The organism is Mycoplana ramosa (assembly GCF_041930185.1).
Lineage (GTDB): Bacteria > Pseudomonadota > Alphaproteobacteria > Rhizobiales > Rhizobiaceae > Mycoplana > Mycoplana ramosa.
Genome location: NZ_JBHEEW010000009.1, coordinates 203,561 through 223,882, shown reverse-complemented (window position 1 = coordinate 223,882; position 20,322 = coordinate 203,561). Strand labels below are relative to the sequence as shown.

Genomic DNA, 20,322 nt, shown 5'->3' with positions numbered 1-20,322 from the left:
ATTTCCGGGGCTTTAGCGCCAGTTCCCGCCTTATCCCAGATATTCCCGGTAATTCCGGTCCTTCGTGTCAAACAACAGCGGCGATCTGGTTATTGAGCGAATCGACGAAGGTCTGGAACATCGAGGTGTAGCGCTCGAGCGTCTGGCTCTCGGCCAGAAGTTCCTGTTCCTTCGCCTGCTTCTCGTTGTATTCGGTGGCAAGCTTCGAGCGCTCGCCTTCCAATTGCGTGCGCGTCTTCTGGTCCGTCGAGACGGCGATGCGGTTTTCGATGTCGAGCAGACGCGGATTCAGTTCCTCGATGCGCTTCTGCGTGGCCTCGAGATTGGTCATCGTCTGCTTGCGCCGCTCGATCACCTGGACGAGGCTCGCCTCGGAGGTCTTGTAGCGGCCGTCGAGAATGGATTTCTGTTCCTTGAGGATGCCGACGATCGTATCGGATTTGGCGAGCAATTCCTGCAGATTGCCGGCAAGCGACATGTTGCGGACACGGTCGGTGCGCATGCGCTGCATCTTCTGCCGGGAGAAGATGCCGATGAACTTCTCGTACCCTGTATAGCTCTTCATGCTCTCGAACTCGGCGCCGAAGACGTTGGTGGCGTCCTCCAGCCCGATGATCAGGTCGGCGATGTTGGCCTCCATCACCTTCTGCTGGGCGAGCACGTCCTGGATGCGGGCGTTTTCGATGTCGAAATTGACGTCACCGAGCCTGGTGTCTGCCTTGGCGAACTGGTCGAGCACGACACCGGTCTGCTCCATCTTGCCGCGCACCTGATCGACGACCTGGCGGGTCTTTTCGATCTCCGCGTCGAAGTTCTGCAATGTGGCCATACCTGCTCCCCTTAATCGCGGCAGACAGATGTGCCGTCGCCATTCGCAACGACCACCTGGTTGCCGCGGAAACCATGATGTGGGGAGCCGAACGGAGCGTGCAAGCCCCGGTAGCCATGTATTTTTCCTTTGCGGGCATGCATTACCGCCGGCACGGCTGGCGCGACGGCGGAACGCTTATTGTGCTGCCGCCGGATCCTTGAGGTAGGCGAGAAGGTTTTCGATATCCTCCGGCTTCTTCAGGCCGACGAATACCATGGTTGTTCCCTTGACCACCTTCCGCGGCTCGGCAAGATATTGGGTAAGGGTCGCTTCGTCCCAGACCTTGTCCTTGCCGAACTCCTGCATCGCCTTGGAGTATTTGAACCCATCCACCGAAGCCACCGGTCGGCCGATCACGCCGCCGAGGGACGGACCGACGCGGTTGACCGGATCGATGGCGTGGCAGGCAATGCACTTCTTGAAAACAGTCTTGCCCGCGGTTGCGTCCCCGTCAGCATGAGCGGCGGACGCGGTTGCGAGGATGAAAAGGGCGGAAGCTAAAGTGAATTTCACGTTGTTTCCTTTCAGTTCAAATCTCGGCAATCAGTTAAACCGAAATCTGCACAGCAGGCGATGCGGCAAAGCGTCGTCTGGTTAGCGGCGCGTAAAGGATGTGCGTCAGAGCCGCAGACGGTTTCATGAGGAATACATGCGGCAAGCGAAGCGCAGAGCGCTCGGGCACATTTGAAAGCTTGCGCCGTGGCTCAGTCGCCGCGCATCGTCTCTTCCCAGTGACGCCGGCAGTAGGAGACGTATTTCTCATTCCCGCCCACCTCGACCTGTGCGCCCTGCTTGACGGCCTTGCCTTTGTCATCCAGGCGAACCACCATGGTCGCCTTGCGCCCGCAATGGCAGATGGTGCGCACCTCGCGCAGTTCGTCGGCAATGGCCAGCAACGCGTAGGAGCCGGGAAACAGCCGACCCTGAAAATCCGTCCGCAGGCCATAGGCCATGACGGGGATGCCGAGACGGTCGGCGATGCGGGCAAGCTGCCACACCTGTCCCTCGGTCAGGAACTGGGCCTCATCCACAAACACGCAGGCGATCGGGCCCGTGCCGTCGGCGTTCAGCCCCTCGACCATGGCATGGAGATCGTCGTCGCCATCGAAGGCGATGGCATCCGATTGCAGGCCGATGCGTGAGGATATGCGTCCCTTGCCGGCGCGGTCGTCCAGGGCGGCGATGAAAATCGCCGTGCGCATGCCACGCTCCTGGTAGTTGTACGATGCCTGCAGCAGCATCGTCGACTTTCCGGCGTTCATTGTCGCGTAATGGAAGTATAGCTTGGCCATGATGGTCTCCAGCCTCGTTCTGGCGCGGACGAGGCGGGATTTCCAGTGGCGAACTGACAAAAATCACAGAATTCCACGTGCACCGTTGACAGCGACATTCTCGCGCGTGATTGCGAACCGGCGTGAAATAATCTAGGCGCGTGTCACCGGTTCAAACATGGTAAAGTGCTTGAACAATGACGTTTTTGATGCTTGGCTTGCACATCAGAACAAGTTTTGGGGAGCAGGAAACATGAAATCCAACTCAACTTTTAGGATGTCCGCCCTCGCGGCCGTCTCGCTGTTTGCATTCGGCCTGTCCGGCGCAATGGCGGCAGAACCCGAAAGCTGCGGCAAGGTCCGCTTCTCCGACGTGGGCTGGACCGACATCACCGCGACCACGGCAACCGCATCGGCCGTCCTGAAGGGTCTCGGCTACGAGACCGAAACGACCGTGCTCTCGGTTCCGGTGACCTATACGTCGCTCGCCAACAACGACATCGACGTTTTCCTCGGCAACTGGATGCCGACCATGGAAAACGACATCAAGCCGTTCCGCGACGCCGGCACGGTGGAGACGGTTCGCGAGAACCTCGAAGGCGCCAAGTATACGCTGGCCACCAATGCCAAGGGCGTGGAACTCGGCATCAAGGATTTCAAGGATATCGCCGCCCACAAGGACGCGCTCGACGGCAAGATCTATGGCATCGAACCCGGCAATGACGGCAACCGGCTGATCATCGACATGGTCGAGAAAGGAACGTTTGACCTGAAAGGCTTCGAGGTGGTCGAGTCGTCCGAGCAGGGCATGCTCGCCGAGGTCGCCCGCGCCGAGCAGGACGGCAAGCCGATCGTTTTCCTCGGCTGGGAACCCCATCCGATGAACGCCAATTTCAAGCTCACCTATCTCTCCGGTGGCGATGACGTCTTCGGGCCCAATTTCGGCGGCGCGACCGTGCTGACCAACGTTCGCAAGGGCTACACGACCGAGTGCCCGAACGTCGGCCAATTCCTCAAGAACCTCAAGTTCTCGCTCCAGATGGAAAACGAGATCATGGGCAAGATCCTCAACGACGGTCAGGCGCCCGATACGGCCGCAACCGAGTGGCTGAAGGCCAATCCGTCGGTGGTCGAGCCCTGGCTGGTTGGCGTGACGGCAAAGGACGGCAGCGACGGTCTGGCCGCCGTCAAGGCGTCACTGGGCCTTTGATGGCTCGGAGCGGGGGCGGCAGGGCAACCTCCCGCCCCTTCTGATCGCGACATTCTCGGCGTGCATCAGGATGGCATGCTGTCGCTTGATCGTCTTTATCTGATCCGCCGCGCCCTTCTTGCGACCACTGCTTCAGGCAGGCGTCGCATGGGCGCACGGAAAAGGTGTCAACACCCTTGGAAGGTGGTGCAATCCCGTGGACTGGCTGACGAACATCAAACTGCCCATCGGCCCCTGGGCGAAAACGGCGGTCAACTGGTTGACCACCAACGGCAAGGGCCTTTTCGATATGTTGAAGGTGGTGCTGCAGAGCGGCATCGACGCCATCCTGTTTCTGTTGCAGGGGCCGTTTACCAGCGATGCGGGCAAGTTCGCCTATGCGCTGGCGCTGATCACGTTGATCACCGCGCTGTGCTGGTATCTTCGCCGGTCATTCGGTGTGGCGCTGTTCACCTTCCTGGGCCTTCTTCTGATCGTCAACCAGGGCTACTGGAAAGAAACGACCGAAACGCTTGCCCTCGTTCTGGCGGCGACCAGTGTCAGCATGCTCGTCGGCGTTCCGCTCGGTATCGCTGCCGCCCGCCGACCCTGGTTCTATACGGTGTTGCGTCCGGTACTCGACCTGATGCAGACGATCCCGACCTTCGTGTACCTCATCCCCGCGCTCATCCTGTTTGGCCTCGGCATGGTTCCGGGACTGATCGCGACGGTGATCTTTGCCATTCCCGCGCCCATCCGCCTGACCCGGCTCGGCATCATCTCGACGCCGCCCTCTTTGGTCGAGGCAGCGCAGGCCTTCGGCGCCACACCGAGGCAGGTCCTACGCAAGATCGAACTCCCCTTCGCCACGCCGCAGATCATGGCCGGCCTGACACAGACGATCATGCTGTCGCTGTCGATGGTGGTCATTGCCGCACTCGTCGGTGCCAGGGGGCTCGGCGTGCCGGTCGTTCGCGCCTTGAACTCCGTGAACATCTCGATGGGCTTCGAGGCCGGGTTGTGCATCGTCATCCTCGCCATCATCCTCGACCGCCTTTTCCGCACCTCCGATGAAGGAGAAGGCAAATGAGCGAGACCGTCGTTTTCCGCAACGTTGACATTGTCTTCGGGGAGAAGCCGGAGCGCGCCCTCGCCATGATCGATGCCGGCAAGAGCCGCGACGAGATCGGCAAGGAGACAGGCCTCGTGGTTGGCGTCGCCGGCGCCTCGCTCACGATCAACGAGGGCGAGATCCTGGTGCTGATGGGGCTGTCCGGGTCGGGCAAGTCGACGCTCCTGCGCGCTGTCAACGGCCTGGCCCCGGTCGTCCGCGGCGAGGTCCAGGTCAAGACCTCGGGAACCGCGCTCAACCCCTACGACTGCTCCCCGAAGGCGCTGCGCGCCTTCCGCATGCACACGGTTTCCATGGTGTTCCAGCAGTTCGCCCTGCTGCCCTGGCGTACGGTCGCGGACAATGTCGGCTTCGGACTCGAACTGGCAGGCATGCCGGACGCCGAGCGCAAGGCACGCGTCGAGGAGCAGCTCCATCTCGTCAACCTGACGCAATGGGCAAACCGCAAGGTCAACGAGCTATCCGGCGGCATGCAGCAGCGCGTCGGTCTCGCGCGGGCCTTTGCCACCGGCGCGCCGATCCTCTTGATGGACGAGCCGTTTTCCGCGCTGGATCCCTTGATCCGCACGCGCCTGCAGGACGAACTGCTCGAATTCCAGCGGCGCCTGAAGAAGACGATCATTTTCGTCAGCCACGATCTCGACGAGGCCTTCCGCATCGGCAACCGCATCGCCATCATGGAAGGCGGGCGCATCATCCAGTGCGGCACGCCGGCGGACATCGTGAAGAGCCCGGCCAATCAATATGTCGCCGACTTCGTGCAGAACATGAACCCGATCAACATGCTGACGGCCGGCGACGTCATGCTCCCCGGCCTGAGCGGCCCCGCTGTCGGCGTCACGGCCACGGCCCGGCCGGAAACGCCGCTGGTCGACATCCTCGATGCCATGGCGCGCCAGCCCGGCAGCATCGGCGTGGTCGAGAACGGTGCGATCGTCGGCATGATCAACGCCCAGAATGTGGTGGAAAGCCTGACACGGCATCGCCGTCGCGAGTGATCTGGAGCGCGCACCCGCCTTTGAGGCGTCCAATCCCGGCATGACGGCTTGACATTCGGAGCCGTTCGCCGTTTCCAGACGGGTACGACAGTCATGCGAGGAATTGCCGTGACGGGAGAACCGAAGGACGCGCCGAAGGTTTTGCGTGATACGGACGACGATGCCCGCAAGCTCGCCCGGGTGTTGCTGCGTTCGTCGCGCAGCGCTGCTCTGGCCGTCCTGGAGCCGGACACGGGCGTTCCCTACGCCAGCCGGGTTCTGACCGGTCTGGACATTGACGGCGCGCCGGTCATCCTCGTCTCGGCGCTCTCCGTCCATACCCAGGCCCTTCGCCGCGATCCGCGCGCGTCGCTGCTGGCCGGGGAACCTGGCAAGGGCGACCCCCTCGCCCATCCGCGACTGACCATCATCACCCAGGCCGGCGAAGTCGATCGCGGCAGCGAGCAGCATGCTCGGCTGCGCGAGCGTTTCGTCCGTCGCCATCCCAAGGCCAAGCTCTACGTCGATTTTCCCGACTTCACCTTTTTCCGGCTCGTGCCGCTTCGCGCCAACCTGAACGGAGGCTTCGGCAAGGCCTACGTGCTGACGGCGGACGATTTGCTGATTCGCTCTCCCGCCCGCGAAGCGCTGGCACTGCAAGAGGCGGACGCCATCGAGCACATGAATACCGATCACGCCGAGGCGGCGGGCATCTACGCGCGCTTCTACTGTGATGCGAAAGACGGAAACTGGTCCATCTCGGGAATCGACGCCGCCGGTTTGGATCTTTCCGCCGGAGACAGGCTAGAACGCCTTGAATTTGCAGGCGAATTGCAGAATTCAGCGGATCTTCGGATTGTGCTTGCCGACCTCTTGAAGAAGGCGCGGTCCACCGAAGGCTGAGGACCTGGGGCGACCAAACGGTAGCCTACCCCCATTTCTTGCCACTTGATGTGTGCGGTTTTGTTTATATGCTAACAGTCATACAGTACGGAACCGCACATATTTTAAGTGATTGCGCCGACGGAGTTGTGAATGGACCCTTTTACCGAAGACGAGCAGGCTCAGGCCGAAGTTGCAACCAACTTTCTTTCCGCAATGGCCAACCCGAAACGGCTTCTCATCCTGAAAGTACTGGTCCGCGGGGAAATCGCAGTCGGCGCCTTGGCCCAGCGGGTGGGCCTTAGCCAGTCGGCGCTGTCGCAGCATCTGTCGAAACTGCGAGCACAGAACCTCGTCACCACGCGGCGTGACGCGCAGACCATTTATTATTCCAGCAAGTCGGAGGCCGTCCTGACGATGCTGGAAGCGATCGACAGCATTTTCGGCGACGCTCAACCGCAAGATATCAGGCAGCGGCGCTACGCTTGAATGTACCCGCCACAAAGAGGCGCCCGACGGATACCCCGCCGGGCGCCTTCTTCTTTTGCCGGCCACCTCTGGACCGGCTTGACGGTGCCGGTTGCTTCGATAGTTTGACCAGCAGCTAAGAAGCCGCCTCGCACCGGGAAGGTGATCTACTCGAACACTGCGCAGCTACACTCGGCTTCAGCACAGAATCGGAGCCCGCCATGCATCATCTCGAACGCTTCATCGACCAGGGCACCGGCCGCGCCCCCGCCGACATCGTGCTGAAGGGCGGACGGTTCTTCGATCTCGTCACGGGCGAGCTGGTGACCTCCGACATCGCCATCTGCGGCGAGCGCATCGTCGGCACCTGCGAGGGCTACGAGGGGCGCGAGGCGATCGATATTTCCGGGCGCATCGTCGTGCCCGGCTTCATCGACACGCACCTGCACATCGAAAGCTCGCTCGTCACTCCGCACGAGTTCGACCGCTGCGTGCTGCCGCTCGGCGTGACGACGGCGATCTGCGATCCGCACGAGATCGCCAACGTGCTCGGCGTTGAGGGAATTCGGTTCTTCCTGGATTCTGCCGAGCAGACGATCATGGACATCCGCATACAGCTCTCCAGTTGCGTGCCGGCGACGCATCTGGAAACCTCGGGCGCCGACCTGCCCGTTGAAAAGCTCCTGCCGTTCCGCGATCATCCCAAGGTGATCGGGCTCGCCGAGTTCATGAATTTCCCAGGCGTGATCCACAAGGATCCGGTCTGCATGGCGAAGCTGGAGGCTTTCCAGGGCGAGCATATCGACGGCCATGCACCGCTTCTGTCCGGCCGTGATCTGAACGGCTATCTGGCCGCCGGCATCCGCACCGAGCATGAGTGCACGACCGCAGACGAGGCGCTGGAAAAGATCCGCAAGGGCATGCACATCCTGATCCGCGAAGGGTCGGTATCGAAGGACCTGCTGGCGCTGTTGCCGCTGTTCACCGAGCGGTTGTCGCCGTTCATCGCGCTTTGCACCGACGACCGCAATCCGCTCGACATCGCCGAGCAGGGCCATCTCGACCACATGATCCGCACCGCGATCGCTCATGGTCGCGCACCGCTCGCCGTCTATCGCGCCGCCTCGATCTCTGCCGCCAAGGCTTTTGGCCTACGGGACCGCGGGCTGATCGCCCCCGGCTGGCGCGCCGATCTTGTCGTGATCGACACGCTGGAGGACTGCCGCGCGGAGATGGTGTTTGCCGGTGGGCGTCGCGTCAGCGACGCTCTCTTCGCGAATCGCAAGCCCGTTTCTCCGGTCGGCCTCGACAGCGTCAAGGCGCGGCCCGTGAAGGCCGCGCACTTCGCCGTCCCCGTCAGCGAGGGCGAGATGCCGGTGATCGGTGTGATGCCCGGCAAGATCATCACCGAGCATCGGCGTTACCGGCTGCCGGCGAAGGGCAACGAGACGGCGGTGGACCTCGACCGCGACATCATCAAGGTCGCCGTCATCGAGCGTCACGGCAGGAACGGCAACCACGCCAACGGCTTCGTCCAGGGTTTTGGCCTCAAGAGGGGGGCGATCGCCTCGACTGTTGGTCACGACAGCCACAACATCTGCGTGGTCGGCGTCGACGAGGACGACATGGCGCTGGCCGCAAACCGCCTCGGCGAGCTCCGGGGCGGCTTCGTCGTCGTCGAGAGCGGCAAGGTCACCGGCGAGATGGCGCTGCCGGTCGCGGGCCTGATGAGTCTCGAACCCTACGAGGCGGTGCGCGACACGCTGCATCACTTGCGACAGGCTGCCTTCGCGCTGGGCGCGACACTGGAGGAACCCTTCCTCCAACTCGCCTTCCTGCCGCTTCCGGTCATTCCGCATCTGAAAATATCGGATCGCGGCATGGTGGATGTCGACCAGTTCGCGCTGATCGGGTGAGCGCCATCTTGGCAGGCCATTAACGACGGCGTATCTAGGGGATGGAGGTTTGCCGAATGTCCAAGCTTGAGCAGATAGAGAAAAGCGTGGCGGAACTCGAAGCAGAAGAGTTCGAGGCATTTGCGCTGTGGTTTGAGAAGCTGCAGGCGGCGCGCTGGGATCAGCAGTTCGAGCATGACGCGCGCAACAGCCAGGCACTGGACCGCCTTGCAGACAAGGCGTTGAAAGACCACCGCGCCGGACGAACGAGCCGCCTTTGAAGCATCACGCGAGCCCTTCATTCTGGCGCGCGTACAATACTCTCCCCGCACGTGTCCAAAAACTGGCCGATCAGAACTTTGAGCTTCTAAAAGCCGAACCGAAGCATCCGTCCTTGCATCTGAAGCAAGTCGGCCGCTTTTGGTCCGTACGCGTCAGCCTTTCGTGGCGTGCGCTTGCGGTCAGCGATGGAGACGACCTGATCTGGTTCTGGATCGGCAGCCATGCAGACTACGACCGACTGGTGAAATAACTGCGCTACCTGCTTCCCGCCGCTCGCAAACGCCCGGCCGCCTGAGGCTCAAGTCACATCAGCCGGCCGCAAAATGCATCGAGCGGGCCGAGCTTGGCCACGCCGCCGTCCAGTGCCGGGGCAAAACCCGGCAGAGACACTGCTTCGCAGTCCGCCATATCCTTCGGTAGCGAGAACGCAGCAGGCTTGCGCGTCAGGTTGAAGACGAAAAGCAGACTTTCCCCATCCTTCTCGCGGGTGAAGGCAAGGATGTCCTTGTGCGATTTCACGAAGGTCATGTCGCCGTCGCGCAGGACCGGATGCGCCTTGCGGAAGGCGAGCGTCCGGCGATAGTGGTTCAGCACCGAACCCGCCAGCGCTTCTTGCGCATCGACAGCAAGCCGTGCGTGCTCCTCGGGCACCGGTAGCCAGGGCGTGCCAACAGAAAACTCCGCATGCGGGGCGCCCGCTTGCCAGGGCATCGGCGTGCGGCATCCGTCGCGCCCCTTGAAGGCCGGCCAGAAGCGGATGCCGTAAGGGTCGCGCAGATCCTGGAAGGCCAATTCCGCTTCCGGCAGGCCGAGTTCCTCGCCCTGGTACAGGCAGATCGAGCCGCACAGCGTCGCAAGCAGCGTGATCGCCAGCTTGGCGACAGGGTCGCGTTCCTCCGGCGCCGCGATGAAGCGGCTGACGTGGCGCTCGACATCGTGGTTGGAAAAGGCCCAGCACACCCAGCCGTCCGTGACCGCCTTCTGGAAATTTTCCACGCATCGGCGGATGTGCTGGGCGGTGAAGTCCGGCCCGAGCAGGTCGAAGGTGTAGCACATGTGCAGCTTGTCGCCGCCGCTGGTATAGTCCGCCACCGTCTTCAGCGACCGGTCGCCGTCCCCCACCTCGCCGATCGAGGTGCGATCCGGGTATAGGTCGAGCAGCGCCCGCACCCGCTGCAGGAAGGCGATGTTCTCCGGCTGCGTCTTGTCATGCAGGTGCGCCTGCATGCCGTAGGGATTGCTCTCCGGCGCGTCGAAGCCGGTGGCCTCCGGGTCCGGCACGTGCGGAGGGTTGTCCCGCAGCTTCGCGTCGTGAAAATAGTAGTTCACCGTGTCTAGCCGGAAGCCGTCGACGCCGCGATCAAGCCAGAACCGCATCGCCTCCAGCAACGCCGCTTGAACCTCGGGGTTGTGAAAGTTGAGGTCAGGCTGCGAGCCCAGGAAATTGTGCATGTAGTATTGCCGACGCACACCGTCCCACTCCCAGGCCGGCCCGCCGAAGACCGCGAGCCAGTTGTTCGGCGCCGTACCGTCTTTCTTCGGCTCCGCCCAGACGTACCAGTCGGCCTTGGCGTTGTCGCGGCTGAAACGACTCTCCCTGAACCACGGATGCTGGTCGGACGTGTGCGAGATCACCTGGTCGATGATGACCTTCAACCCGAGCCGATGCGCCTCGTTCAGCATCGCGTCGAAATCCGCGAGCGTCCCGAACATGGGATCGACGTCGCAGTAGTTGGAAACATCATAGCCCATGTCCGCCATCGGTGAGGTGAAGAAAGGCGACAGCCAGATCGCATCCGCACCGAGCGAAGCGATATGGGCAAGCCGCTCCGTCACGCCTTTGAGATCGCCAACGCCATCGCCGGTCGTGTCCTGGAAGGAGCGCGGATAGACCTGGTAGATCACGGAGCCGCGCCACCATTCGGCGGCGATTGTCTGCGAAGTGGTCATGGAGAGTTCCCCGGTCATGATCGTCGACAATCTGTAGCGGGAACGATTGAACGGGTAAACGGTCGGATGCATCGGACCCGAACGCTGTCGAGCCCGCACGGCCCGCCGGGGCGCGTCTTGCGGTTGACGCGCGGCAGCACGGACCCGATGATGCCGGCAATCGAATCCCTGCACCGAACTGGTGGAACCGCTTGGCAGCGGGAGACTTGAAATGCCTGAACACACCGTCGTCCTGACCCTGGCTGAAGTCTCGGTGCTGGCCTCCACGGCGCTCTTGCGGGCCGGCGCAAGCGAGGCGTTGGCGCGCTCGCTCGCGAAGGCGACCGTCGACGCGGAAGCCGCCGGCAAGCCGGCACTCGGCCTGGCCCACCTGATGGATTACCTCGAGGCGCTCGCCTCGGGCCGGATCGACGGCCATGCCGAACCGCTGATCACCTCGCCGATACCGGCCCTGGTGAAATGCGATTGTCACGGCGGTATCGCACAGCTCGGTTTCGACACCGCCTTTGACGAGCTGGTGATGAAGGCGAGCACTTTCGGCCTGACGCTCTACGCCTCGCAGAACAGCTTCACCACGGGCGAACTTGGCTGGTATGCGGCTCGGCTCGCCGATGCCGGCCTGGTTGCGCTGGCAGCGACGAACGGCTCCGCCCTGATCGCGGGCGGCGGCAGCACCAAGCCGGTCTACTGCACCAATCCGCTTGCCTTTGCCGCGCCGCGCGCGAACGGCCTGCCGCTTGTCATTGACCAGTCCTCCAGCGCGACCGCCTACGTCAAGGTGAGGCAGGCGGCCGAGCGCGGTGAGCCAATTCCAGAAGGCTGGGCGCTCGATTCTACGGGTCGCCCGACAACCGACGCAAACGCGGCGCTGAAGGGGGCGCTGCTCGCTTTTGGCGGCAGCCGCGGCGCCAACATAGCGTTGATGGTGGAGATACTGGCGGCGGGACTGACCGGCGCCAACTGGTCACTCGACGGACCGGATTTCCGCAGCGGAAGCGAAAGCCCGGGTGCCGGCCTATTCGTCCTTGCGATTGCGCCGCAGTTTCTCGCAGCCGATTTTGAAGAGCGCCTCGATAGACAGCTGGAACGCCTTTCCCGGGACTACGGCGTGCATGTTCCAGGGAAGTCCCGCGCCACTGCCCGATGGCGGGCAGGCAGCGCCGGCATCACCGTGCCCCGCGGCATCATAGACGGCATCGCCTCGTTCCGGCTCAACTGAGGAGCGGCAAGAATGGCGAGGCGACTGCTGTCGATCGGCGAATGCATGGTGGAACTGATGCAGGCGGATGACGGGCTGATGCGAAAAAGCTTCGCGGGCGATACCTTCAACGCCGCCTACTACGCCCGCCTGTTCCTGCCATCCGACTGGTCGGTCGATTACTTGACCGCCGTTGGCACCGATACGATCTCCGACGAGATGCTGGCCTTCATGGATGGGCATGGCATCGGCACGGCCAACATCGCCCGCATCGAAGGCGGCGCACCGGGCCTCTACATGATCCACCTCCACAACGGCGAGCGCAGCTTCTCCTATTGGCGATCGGTCTCCGCGGCAAAGCTCCTCGCGCGCGATCCGCACCGCTTGCGCCAGGCGATCGAGGCGGCGGAGATCGTTGTCTTCTCCGGCATCACGCTCGCCATCCTGCCGTTGGAGGATGTCGACACGCTCCTTGCCGAACTGCGCCGCGCCAAGGCGTCCGGCAAGCTCGTCGCCTTTGATCCGAACATCCGCCCGCAATTGTGGGACAGCGCCGAGCGGATGCGTGCGACGATCAGCGACGGAGCCCGCGCCGCCACGCTGGTCATGCCGAGCTTCGATGACGAGGCCGCCCACTTCGGCGACGCCTCGATCGACGAGACGATTGCACGCTACCAGGCGCTCGGCGTTGCCGATGTCGTCGTCAAGGACGGCGCAAACGGCGCCACTGTCGCCTTTGGCGAAGCGAAAACCCACGTAGCCTCGGCGGCAGTCGGGCTGGTCATCGATGCGACCGGCGCCGGCGACAGCTTCAATGGCGGCTTCCTCGCCCGTTATATCTTGACCGCGGACGCCGCCTCTTCCGCCCGTTTCGCCGCGGAACTGGCGGCAGCCGTCATCCGGCATCACGGCGCGCTTGTCGCCCGCGACAAGCTGCCGGCCTGTCCGGTGAAGAGGTAGCGCCGCCCCGCTCTTTCAGGCTGCCGTCAGGAAGGATCGGCAGAAAGGCTGCGCAAACGTCCTCAACCGAAGGAAAATGCCATGCCTCGTTTCACGCGCATGCTTGCCGCCAACGCTGCCGCAATCGCACTGGCGCTCTCAGCAACGCCCCTCTTAGCGGCCAACACCATCAACGTCACCGCAACCGGTGAGGGTGGCGGATCGATGGCCCTCACGCTGGACAAGACGCGTGTTGCAGCCGGACCCGTAACACTCGTGGTCCACAACGATGCGATGAGCGAAGAGCACGAGGTGATCCTGGTGAAGCTTCAATCCAGCGACCAGAAGATCCCGCTGATCGCCAGCAAGCATCGAGTCGACGAAACGGACCTCGAGAGCCTCGGCGAAGTCGAGGACCTCAAGCCGGGCGCAGACGGCAAGCTCGACGCCGATCTGAAGGCCGGGACCTACCTGCTGTTCTGCAATCTGAAAGGGCATTACGAGGCAGGAATGGCTGCGAAGCTCACCGTCACCCCGTGATCCAATCCGTCGGAGAATGACGGGCGAACCATTTCGTTACCGCAGTTGCACCGGCTGGCCTTGCGAGCCGGTGCAATCTTTTCATCTCTACCTCTTCCGCTTCTTCGGCTCGAACGGATTCTCCGAGGCCTTGAAGTGAATGCGGATCGGCACGCCCGGCAGATCGAAGTCGTTGCGCAGGCCGTTGGTCAAATAGCGCACATAGGAGTCCGGCAGCGCCTCGGGCCGCGTACAGGAAATCATGAAGCCGGGCGGTCGGGCCTTCACCTGCGTCATGTATTTCAGCTTCAGCCGGCGCCCCGAAACGGCCGGCGGCGGATGCTGAACCTGCTGCGATTCGAGCCAGCGGTTGAGCCGCGCCGTCGAGATGCGGCGGTTCCAGACCCGGTCCGTGTCGATGATCGCCTGCATCAGCTTGTCCAGCCCGCGCCCGGTCTGGCCGGAGATCGGCACGGCGCGGATGCCGCGCGCCTGCGGCAGCAGCCGCTCGGTCTTCTCGCGCAGGTCGGCCAGCACCGCCTGCGGGTCCTCGATCAGGTCCCACTTGTTGAAGGCGAGCACGGCCGCACGTCCCTCGCGCAACACCAGATCGACGATCTGCAGGTCCTGCTTCTCAAACGGTATCGTGGCGTCGAAGACGATGACGACCGTTTCGGCAAAGCGGATGGCGCGCAGGCCGTCGGCCACCGACAGCTTTTCCAGCTTCTCCTGCACCTTCGACTTGCGCCGCATGCCGGCGGTGTCGAACATCTTGATGGTGCGGCCACGCCACTGCCATTCGACCGAAATGGAATCGCGGGTGATGCCGGCCTCGGGGCCGGTCAGCAGCCGGTCTTCGCCGAGGAAGCGGTTGATCAGCGTCGACTTTCCGGCGTTCGGCCGGCCGACGATGGCAACCCGCAGCGGCTTCGTCTCGTCATAGGCCGGCTCCTCCTCGTCCGAGCCATCGCCGGCGACCTGGGGAACGTCGACATTGGTGACGGCCTCATCGTCCTTGCGCGGGAAGGCGCGCTCCTCGCCGAGGGCCGCGACGATCGCATCGCGCAGATCGAGCATCCCCTGCCCGTGCTCGGCGGAAATCGGCGTCGGTTCGCCAAGACCGAGCGTGAATGCGTCGTAGAAGCCGGCATCGGAGCCGCGCGCCTCGGACTTGTTGGCGACAAGCACGACGGGCTTGCCGTGCCGGCGCAGCATCTCCGCCAGCGCCTGATCGACCGGTGTAAGCCCTGTCTTGGCATCGACGACGAACAGCGACAGGTCGGCCTCGTCGATCGCCGCTTCCGTCTGCGCCCGCATGCGCCCCTGCAGCGTCTCGGGTGCCGCCTCCTCGAGACCGGCGGTGTCGACGACGCGGAAACGCAGGTCAACGAGCCTGGCCTCGCCCGGACGACGATCGCGGGTTACGCCAGGCGTGTCATCGACCAGGGCGAGCTTCTTGCCCACCAGCCGGTTGAACAGCGTGGACTTGCCGACATTGGGGCGCCCGACAATGGCGACGGTGAAACTCATGACCTGTTCCGTTCCGATTGAGCCGCGCGCACGCGGCTTCAGGAGGCCTTGCCGCTGGCGGCGATCAGGTCCAGCATGATCTGCGCACGGTTGGCGAGGTTACGCGGACTTTCCGCATCGCCGGTGATCGCTTCGAACCACTCCTTCGCACGCGTGAAGTCGCCGTGCTTGTAGGCGGAGAGGCCAAGCACTTCGCGGGCGGAATGGCGCATCGCACTGGCCGGGTTCGTCAATTGCTCGGCTTCGGCCGATACGTCCTCATACGATCCGCTATCGACCAGGAGATAGGCTGCACGCAGGCGGGCGGCATCGCGCAGCGCCTGCGGGATGGAGCCGTCCTTGGCGATTGCGGCAAACGCCGCGACCGCACCGGCCGTGTCGCCGTTCTCCGCCAGCAGCGAGGCGGAGCGCATGCGCGCCAGCACCGGATAGGCACCGAAGCCGTCCTTTTCCAGGGCAGCGAGTTCCTTCTGCCCTTCTTCCTTCTTATCCTCGCGGATCAGCGTCAGGGCGGAAAGGAACCGGTCGCCGGCGGCGGAGGCTTCGGTCTCCCGCCAGTACTCATAGCCCACCTTGCCGATGGTGCCGAGGACGAGCAGGACCGCCGCGCCGATCAGGACACGGCCGAACTTCTGCCAGATGGCACGCATCTGGTCGGAGCGGAGTTCCTCATTGACCTCGCGGATAAAGCTGTCGTCTTGGTTTGCCATTCTCGGTCCGGCTTTCACAAATGATCGGATTTCGCGCTTCTACCCGATTTTTGACGCGTTGTAAGGGGGCAGCGGCGAATTCAGCCTCCGGCCCTTCCGGTCACATCACCAGGGGCGCGACGCCGATCAGCCACTCGTGCAGCTTCAGCACGATCACACCATAGAGCGCCACGCCGAGCACGATGGCGATGAGGTCGTAGGTAACCGAAACAAAAACCGGCAGCGTCGCCTCCCCGGAGGCAATCCGCTTCTTCAGCGTGATGCGCAGGATCACCGCCCAGGCGAGCATCGCGCCAAAGAGCAGCACCGAATAGCTCTCGCCGTTCGCCAGCAAGTGCGAGAATGCCCAGAGCTTGATCGCCGCCAGCGCTGGAAACTTCAGTTTCGTACGGATGTAGCCGGCAGGCAGGAAGGCGGCGACGAGGCAGACGGAGGAAATCAGCATCAACGTCAGCGTGATGTGGCCCATGAAGACGGGCGGCTGGTAAAGGACGCTGCCGCCGTTCTCGCGCGCCAGGACGAAACCATAGGCCATCATCACCAGGCTGAGCAGCGAGACGATGCCATGGACCGCCATGAATCCGGACTTGCCGAGGCTGGCAATTGCTCGCGCCCGCAGGTCGGGCGCAAAGGGGCGCAACAGATGCGTGGCGATGAAAACAATGATACCGGCAACCAACAAAGTCATGGAAATCCGCCTTCCGTCATGAGATCCGATGCAACCCTGGCCATGGGATAGCGTTCCCCACAGGCAATTTCCAGTGGGAACATGGCTTTGCCGCATTCGCAAAGGATTAGGCCCCTTTGCAAATTGCCGCGGTAGTCATGATACGTCCAAGCCTTTCCTCCCTTCTTGCCCTTTCCCTCACCAGCATTCCGGTTCTTGCAAGCGACGCGCAGCAAACGGGCGTCAAGCCGGAGCAGCTCGTGATCGTCTCGTTCGACGGCGCACACGACAACGCGCTGTGGGAGCGAAGCCGGGCGATCGCGCAGCGCACGGGGGCCAGCTTCACCTATTTCCTTTCCTGCACCTTCGTGATGACGAAGGAAAACCGCAAGGGCTACCAGGCGCCGCACGAGAAGCGCGGCAAGTCGAATGTCGGCTTTGCGCCGGACGACGCCGACGTCGTCGCACGGCTCGACCAGATCTGGCGCGCCCGCAGCGAGGGGCACGAGATCGGCAATCACGCCTGCGGCCATTTCGACGGTGCCAAGTGGAGCGCCGAGGACTGGGCGCAGGAGTTCGACTTTTTCCGCAACACGCTGCGCGATGCCTGGCAGAATGCCGGAGCCGCCGAGCGCGAGCCTCTCGAATGGAGGGATTTCGCCGAAAATGAGATCGTCGGCTTTCGCGCGCCCTATCTGTCATCGAGCCCGGCGCTGGGCAAGGCATTGCGAAACTTCGGTTTCCGCTATGACGCCAGTACCGTTTCGAAAGGGCCGGCAGTTCCAGCGGTAAGCGACGACCTTGTTCGCTTCGCCCTGCCCCTGATCGCGGAGGGACCCTCGGCCAAGCCGGTGGTGGCGATGGATTACAACCTCTACGTACGTCACTCGCGCGGCAAGGAGGACGCCGGCAACAGCGCGGCTTACGAAGAGCGGACGCTCGCGGCCTACCGCACCGCATTCGAGACGCAGTATTCCGGCGACCGCATCCCGCTGCAACTTGGTTTCCATTTCGTCGAGATGAACGCCGGCGCCTATTGGCGCGCGCTCGACCGCTTTCTGAGCGAGGTGTGCGGCAAGCCCGACGTCGCCTGCGTCAGCCACCGCGAGGCAATGAACAGGCTGGTCAAGACTTCGGAGACGGAGAAGACCGCCTCCGAAGGGCTCTGAGCTTCTAAAGCGCGCGCTTCCCGCGCTTTAGGTATTGTTTCATCGCGTGTCGTTGTCGCAAAACCGCTGCGCACCTTTTGCGCGACATGCTTTAGCGGGCCAGTTCCTCGACGCCGCCGGCGGCGATGAACTGCTCGTCGATATCGGGCAGCGGCTTTGCGTCGATCGCCGCCTCGAAGGCCTTCAGGCGCTTGTAGATCGAGATCAGCTCGATCACGGTCGGCCAGGAATTGACGAGGTACTGGAACGAACTCGTAACCTGTGCGAACGCGCCCTGGATCTGCTGCATCAGGCCGAAGGTGATCGTCGCGGCGACGACCGAGGGCACCAGCAGGAACAGCGGGAAAATGTTGTCCGTCTGCAGGTAGAAGTAGCGAGCGACGTTGAAATACATGTAGTGGAAGTAGAGGCGGAAATAGTTCTTCCGCACGTTGGCGAAGAGCTCGCGGATCGTCAGAGGCTGGGCGCGGTCCGCGTGATCCTCGCCATAGACGAGTTCCTTGCGGTAGGCCGCCTCGACGCGCTGGTTGCGGAACTCCAGTCCCGGCAACTTGACGCCGACGATGGCGAGCATGACGGTGCCGAACAGCGACCAGAAGATCGCGGCCGTCACCAGCGGATAGGGAATGGCGCCGACCACCGGCAACTCCTTGATGCTCGCAGAGAGCGCATGCAGGACCGGCAGGAAGGCAATCAGCGTCATGAAGGAATCGACGAGGCGCACGCCAAGGCCCTCGACGGTCGTGGCAAAGCGCATCGTATCTTCCTGGATACGCTGCGAGGCGCCTTCGATGTGGCGCACCTTGGGCCAGACCGAATAGTAGAAATCGTTCATCGCCGTCCGCCAGCGGAACAGATAATGGCTGGTGAAGAAGCTGATCAGAACCGCCGAAACGATATAGACCGTCGCCAACTGGAAGAACGTGAAGACATATCCGTAGATTTCCGCGTAGCCGACCGTATTTGGAGCCTTCAACGCCTCCACGATGCGGTCATAGGTCGGACGTCGCCAGTTGTTCAGCGCCACGCTGATATCGACGGAAAAATAGACGGTGAAAATGATGAACGCCGACCCCCACACTGACCACGTCCGCCAGGGATGGTCCGCGGCGTAGACCTGCCAGAAGGCGCAGAATATCGCCATCGCGGCGAGGAAGTAGATGTAGAACCAGATCGAGGCCGTGGTGAAGAAGTGACCGAGGCCGATCGGCGGCTGCTGCCCCTCCGCCAAAGGCGGCAGGCCAAGCGCGGTGCCCAGGCTGTCGCCGAATAGATACCAGAAGGCCACCGTCACGGCCGTCCAAAGAAGCGCCGACAAGAAGAACTTTTTCGGCTCGGGGAAGAAGGAATGAAACAAGGTGATCGTCTCTCTGTACAGGAACGGCTCATGCGCTCCGATTTGGCTGGAAACTAGAGCAGTTTACCAACGGCAACAATCGGCGGCACTGTCCATTACCGAGATTTAATCGAACCCTCGCCTTTCGCGAGCAGCGTAACGAGTGCCGCAACCGTCAGGATTGCAGCCGCCATCAGGCTCGGAAGTCCGTAGCTGCCGCTTTCTGCGGCGAGCCATCCGGCGGCCAGTGGCCCGACGATCTGCCCGACGCCGAAGGCCGCGGTCATCGTCGCCAGGGACCGGCGCGGACTTTCCGGCGCCATGGCGCGGCAGAGTTGCAGCCCGTAGGCCGTAATGACCATGAAGGTCGCGCCGAGCAGCACGCCGCCCACCAGAACCGATACCGGCATCGGCAGGATTACAGTGGCGGCAACCCCCAGCGCTTCCAGCAGGAGGGCGGCCCGATACCCGCCCAGCAGGCCAAGCCTGCGCTGCGGCCACTTCCACAAGGCGAGCGAGACCGCCGCCGTCAATCCGGTGACGAACCAGGTCAGTGCTTCGAGCAACGGATCGGCCCCGCCGTCGCGGACGATTGCGACGATGAACGTTGCGGTCACGACATAGCCGATACCGAACAGGCCGTAGCTCAATGCCAGCGCAGCCAGCGGACGGGTCCAGCAAAGCGCCGGCTCTGGCCGGGCCGACACCCCGGCGCCGGTTCGCGGCAGGAGCAGGCTCACCGCCACGAGCGCAAGGCTGGTGAAAATTGCCGCAACGATCCAGTCCGGCCGCCAGGCGGCGAAACCGCCATGCTCGAACGAGGACAGTTCCATCACCAGCAACGACGAGAGCGCTATTCCGGCCCCGACGCCGGAGAAGTGGATGACGGGAACGCGTGTGTCGCCGGCCGCAAGCCCGTGGGAAAGCACGATGCCGGACGTGAACACCAGCCCGAAGGCGCTGGCCAGTCCGGCAAGGAAGCGGATGATAACGAAGGCCGGCAAGGTGCTGGCAAAGCCCATGACGGCAAGCAGGGCGGCATTCGCGGCCAGTGCCAAAAGCGCAAGCCGCCGCTCGTGCCCTGCCGCCCAGCCATAGCCGGCGAGTATGGCGCCGGCGAGGTAGCCGGCGAAGTTGGCAGCGGCGATCAGACCGCTCTGGGCCGGGTCGAGGTGGAGGTCCGCCATCATCGCCGGCAGCACCGGCGTGTAGAAGAACCGCCCGAACCCCATGACGGCAGCGAGTGTTACCGCACCGGCAAGTGCGACGGGCAGCGGATGGGCGACGGACGGTTTGGAGACGTGCAGCATGGCGACAGGTTATTGCAGTGCAGCACG

20 protein-coding genes and 1 pseudogene are annotated in these 20,322 nt (G+C 63.2%); 12 read left to right on the top strand and 9 right to left on the bottom strand.

Going from position 1 to position 20,322, the window contains the following annotated elements; translation table 11 throughout:
- Positions 1 to 76 precede the first annotated feature (76 nt).
- The 3 genes and pseudogenes from JNC62_RS13805 to JNC62_RS13795 all read right to left on the bottom strand — a co-directional run.
- Positions 77 to 829, bottom strand: a pseudogene (locus JNC62_RS13805) (hypothetical protein); the annotation flags it as partial.
- 177 nt (positions 830 to 1,006) lie between these two features.
- Entirely contained in the window at positions 1,007 to 1,384 is a 378-nt protein-coding gene (locus JNC62_RS13800; protein WP_374839586.1) for a c-type cytochrome, read from the bottom strand.
- Between the two features lie 191 nt (positions 1,385 to 1,575).
- The gene (locus JNC62_RS13795; RefSeq protein WP_374839585.1) at positions 1,576 to 2,163 is read right to left on the bottom strand and encodes a thymidine kinase; all 588 of its coding nucleotides are present in this window, start codon (positions 2,161 to 2,163) and stop codon (positions 1,576 to 1,578) included.
- Positions 2,164 to 2,419: 256 nt separating this feature from the next.
- On the opposite strand from JNC62_RS13795, the gene JNC62_RS13790 reads away from it, so the two are divergent.
- The 8 genes from JNC62_RS13790 (at position 2,420) to JNC62_RS13755 (ending at position 9,217) form a co-directional block, all read left to right on the top strand.
- Complete coding sequence (locus JNC62_RS13790; protein ID WP_374839595.1) at positions 2,420 to 3,352, top strand: choline ABC transporter substrate-binding protein; 933 nt, start codon at positions 2,420 to 2,422, stop codon at positions 3,350 to 3,352.
- Positions 3,353 to 3,548: 196 nt separating this feature from the next.
- Positions 3,549 to 4,421: a choline ABC transporter permease subunit gene (gene choW / locus JNC62_RS13785; RefSeq protein ID WP_374839584.1), complete on the top strand. Its 873-nt coding sequence runs from the start codon at positions 3,549 to 3,551 to the stop codon at positions 4,419 to 4,421.
- Positions 4,418 to 5,461, top strand: coding sequence for a choline ABC transporter ATP-binding protein (gene choV, locus JNC62_RS13780; protein WP_374839583.1), 1,044 nt, complete (start codon positions 4,418 to 4,420; stop codon positions 5,459 to 5,461). The genes choW and choV overlap by 4 nt, the downstream gene beginning before the upstream one ends.
- A gap of 108 nt (positions 5,462 to 5,569) precedes the next feature.
- Positions 5,570 to 6,343 (top strand): HugZ family pyridoxamine 5'-phosphate oxidase, encoded by a 774-nt coding sequence (locus JNC62_RS13775; RefSeq protein ID WP_374839582.1) that lies wholly within the window; start codon positions 5,570 to 5,572, stop codon positions 6,341 to 6,343.
- A gap of 132 nt (positions 6,344 to 6,475) precedes the next feature.
- On the top strand, positions 6,476 to 6,811 hold the full coding sequence (locus JNC62_RS13770; protein WP_374839581.1) for an ArsR/SmtB family transcription factor: 336 nt from the start codon (positions 6,476 to 6,478) through the stop codon (positions 6,809 to 6,811).
- Between the two features lie 200 nt (positions 6,812 to 7,011).
- A complete protein-coding gene (gene ade, locus JNC62_RS13765; protein WP_374839580.1) occupies positions 7,012 to 8,706 on the top strand; it encodes an adenine deaminase in 1,695 nt (564 codons plus the stop codon).
- Positions 8,707 to 8,762: 56 nt separating this feature from the next.
- A complete protein-coding gene (locus JNC62_RS13760) occupies positions 8,763 to 8,966 on the top strand; it encodes a hypothetical protein (RefSeq protein WP_374839579.1) in 204 nt (67 codons plus the stop codon).
- Entirely contained in the window at positions 8,963 to 9,217 is a 255-nt protein-coding gene (locus JNC62_RS13755) for a ParE family toxin-like protein (protein ID WP_374839578.1), read from the top strand. The genes JNC62_RS13760 and JNC62_RS13755 overlap by 4 nt, the downstream gene beginning before the upstream one ends.
- 53 nt (positions 9,218 to 9,270) lie before the next feature.
- Here JNC62_RS13755 and bglA read toward each other — a convergent pair whose 3' ends face one another.
- On the bottom strand, positions 9,271 to 10,917 hold the full coding sequence (bglA, locus tag JNC62_RS13750) for a beta-galactosidase BglA (RefSeq protein ID WP_374839577.1): 1,647 nt from the start codon (positions 10,915 to 10,917) through the stop codon (positions 9,271 to 9,273).
- 211 nt (positions 10,918 to 11,128) lie between these two features.
- On the opposite strand from bglA, the gene JNC62_RS13745 reads away from it, so the two are divergent.
- The 3 genes from JNC62_RS13745 to JNC62_RS13735 all read left to right on the top strand — a co-directional run bounded on the left by JNC62_RS13745 (position 11,129) and on the right by JNC62_RS13735 (position 13,594).
- Entirely contained in the window at positions 11,129 to 12,136 is a 1,008-nt protein-coding gene (locus JNC62_RS13745) for an Ldh family oxidoreductase (RefSeq protein WP_374839576.1), read from the top strand.
- A 12-nt stretch (positions 12,137 to 12,148) separates the two neighbouring features.
- Complete coding sequence (locus tag JNC62_RS13740; protein WP_374839575.1) at positions 12,149 to 13,075, top strand: sugar kinase; 927 nt, start codon at positions 12,149 to 12,151, stop codon at positions 13,073 to 13,075.
- Between the two features lie 81 nt (positions 13,076 to 13,156).
- Positions 13,157 to 13,594, top strand: a complete 438-nt coding sequence (locus tag JNC62_RS13735) for a sulfocyanin-like copper-binding protein (protein WP_374839574.1) — start codon at positions 13,157 to 13,159, stop codon at positions 13,592 to 13,594.
- A gap of 87 nt (positions 13,595 to 13,681) precedes the next feature.
- Here JNC62_RS13735 and der read toward each other — a convergent pair whose 3' ends face one another.
- The 3 genes from der to JNC62_RS13720 form a co-directional block, all read right to left on the bottom strand.
- Complete coding sequence (gene der, locus JNC62_RS13730; protein WP_374839573.1) at positions 13,682 to 15,103, bottom strand: ribosome biogenesis GTPase Der; 1,422 nt, start codon at positions 15,101 to 15,103, stop codon at positions 13,682 to 13,684.
- Between the two features lie 38 nt (positions 15,104 to 15,141).
- Positions 15,142 to 15,813, bottom strand: a complete 672-nt coding sequence (locus JNC62_RS13725; RefSeq protein ID WP_374839572.1) for a tetratricopeptide repeat protein — start codon at positions 15,811 to 15,813, stop codon at positions 15,142 to 15,144.
- A 100-nt stretch (positions 15,814 to 15,913) separates the two neighbouring features.
- Complete coding sequence (locus JNC62_RS13720; RefSeq protein WP_374839571.1) at positions 15,914 to 16,501, bottom strand: NnrU family protein; 588 nt, start codon at positions 16,499 to 16,501, stop codon at positions 15,914 to 15,916.
- Positions 16,502 to 16,638: 137 nt separating this feature from the next.
- On the opposite strand from JNC62_RS13720, the gene JNC62_RS13715 reads away from it, so the two are divergent.
- On the top strand, positions 16,639 to 17,649 hold the full coding sequence (locus tag JNC62_RS13715; protein ID WP_374839570.1) for a polysaccharide deacetylase family protein: 1,011 nt from the start codon (positions 16,639 to 16,641) through the stop codon (positions 17,647 to 17,649).
- Positions 17,650 to 17,740: 91 nt separating this feature from the next.
- Here the strand turns inward: JNC62_RS13715 and sbmA are convergent, their stop codons facing one another.
- Together sbmA and JNC62_RS13705 are read right to left on the bottom strand one after the other, a co-directional pair.
- Complete coding sequence (gene sbmA, locus JNC62_RS13710) at positions 17,741 to 19,006, bottom strand: peptide antibiotic transporter SbmA (protein ID WP_374839569.1); 1,266 nt, start codon at positions 19,004 to 19,006, stop codon at positions 17,741 to 17,743.
- 95 nt (positions 19,007 to 19,101) lie between these two features.
- Positions 19,102 to 20,295 (bottom strand): YbfB/YjiJ family MFS transporter, encoded by a 1,194-nt coding sequence (locus tag JNC62_RS13705; protein ID WP_374839568.1) that lies wholly within the window; start codon positions 20,293 to 20,295, stop codon positions 19,102 to 19,104.
- Positions 20,296 to 20,322 lie beyond the last annotated feature (27 nt).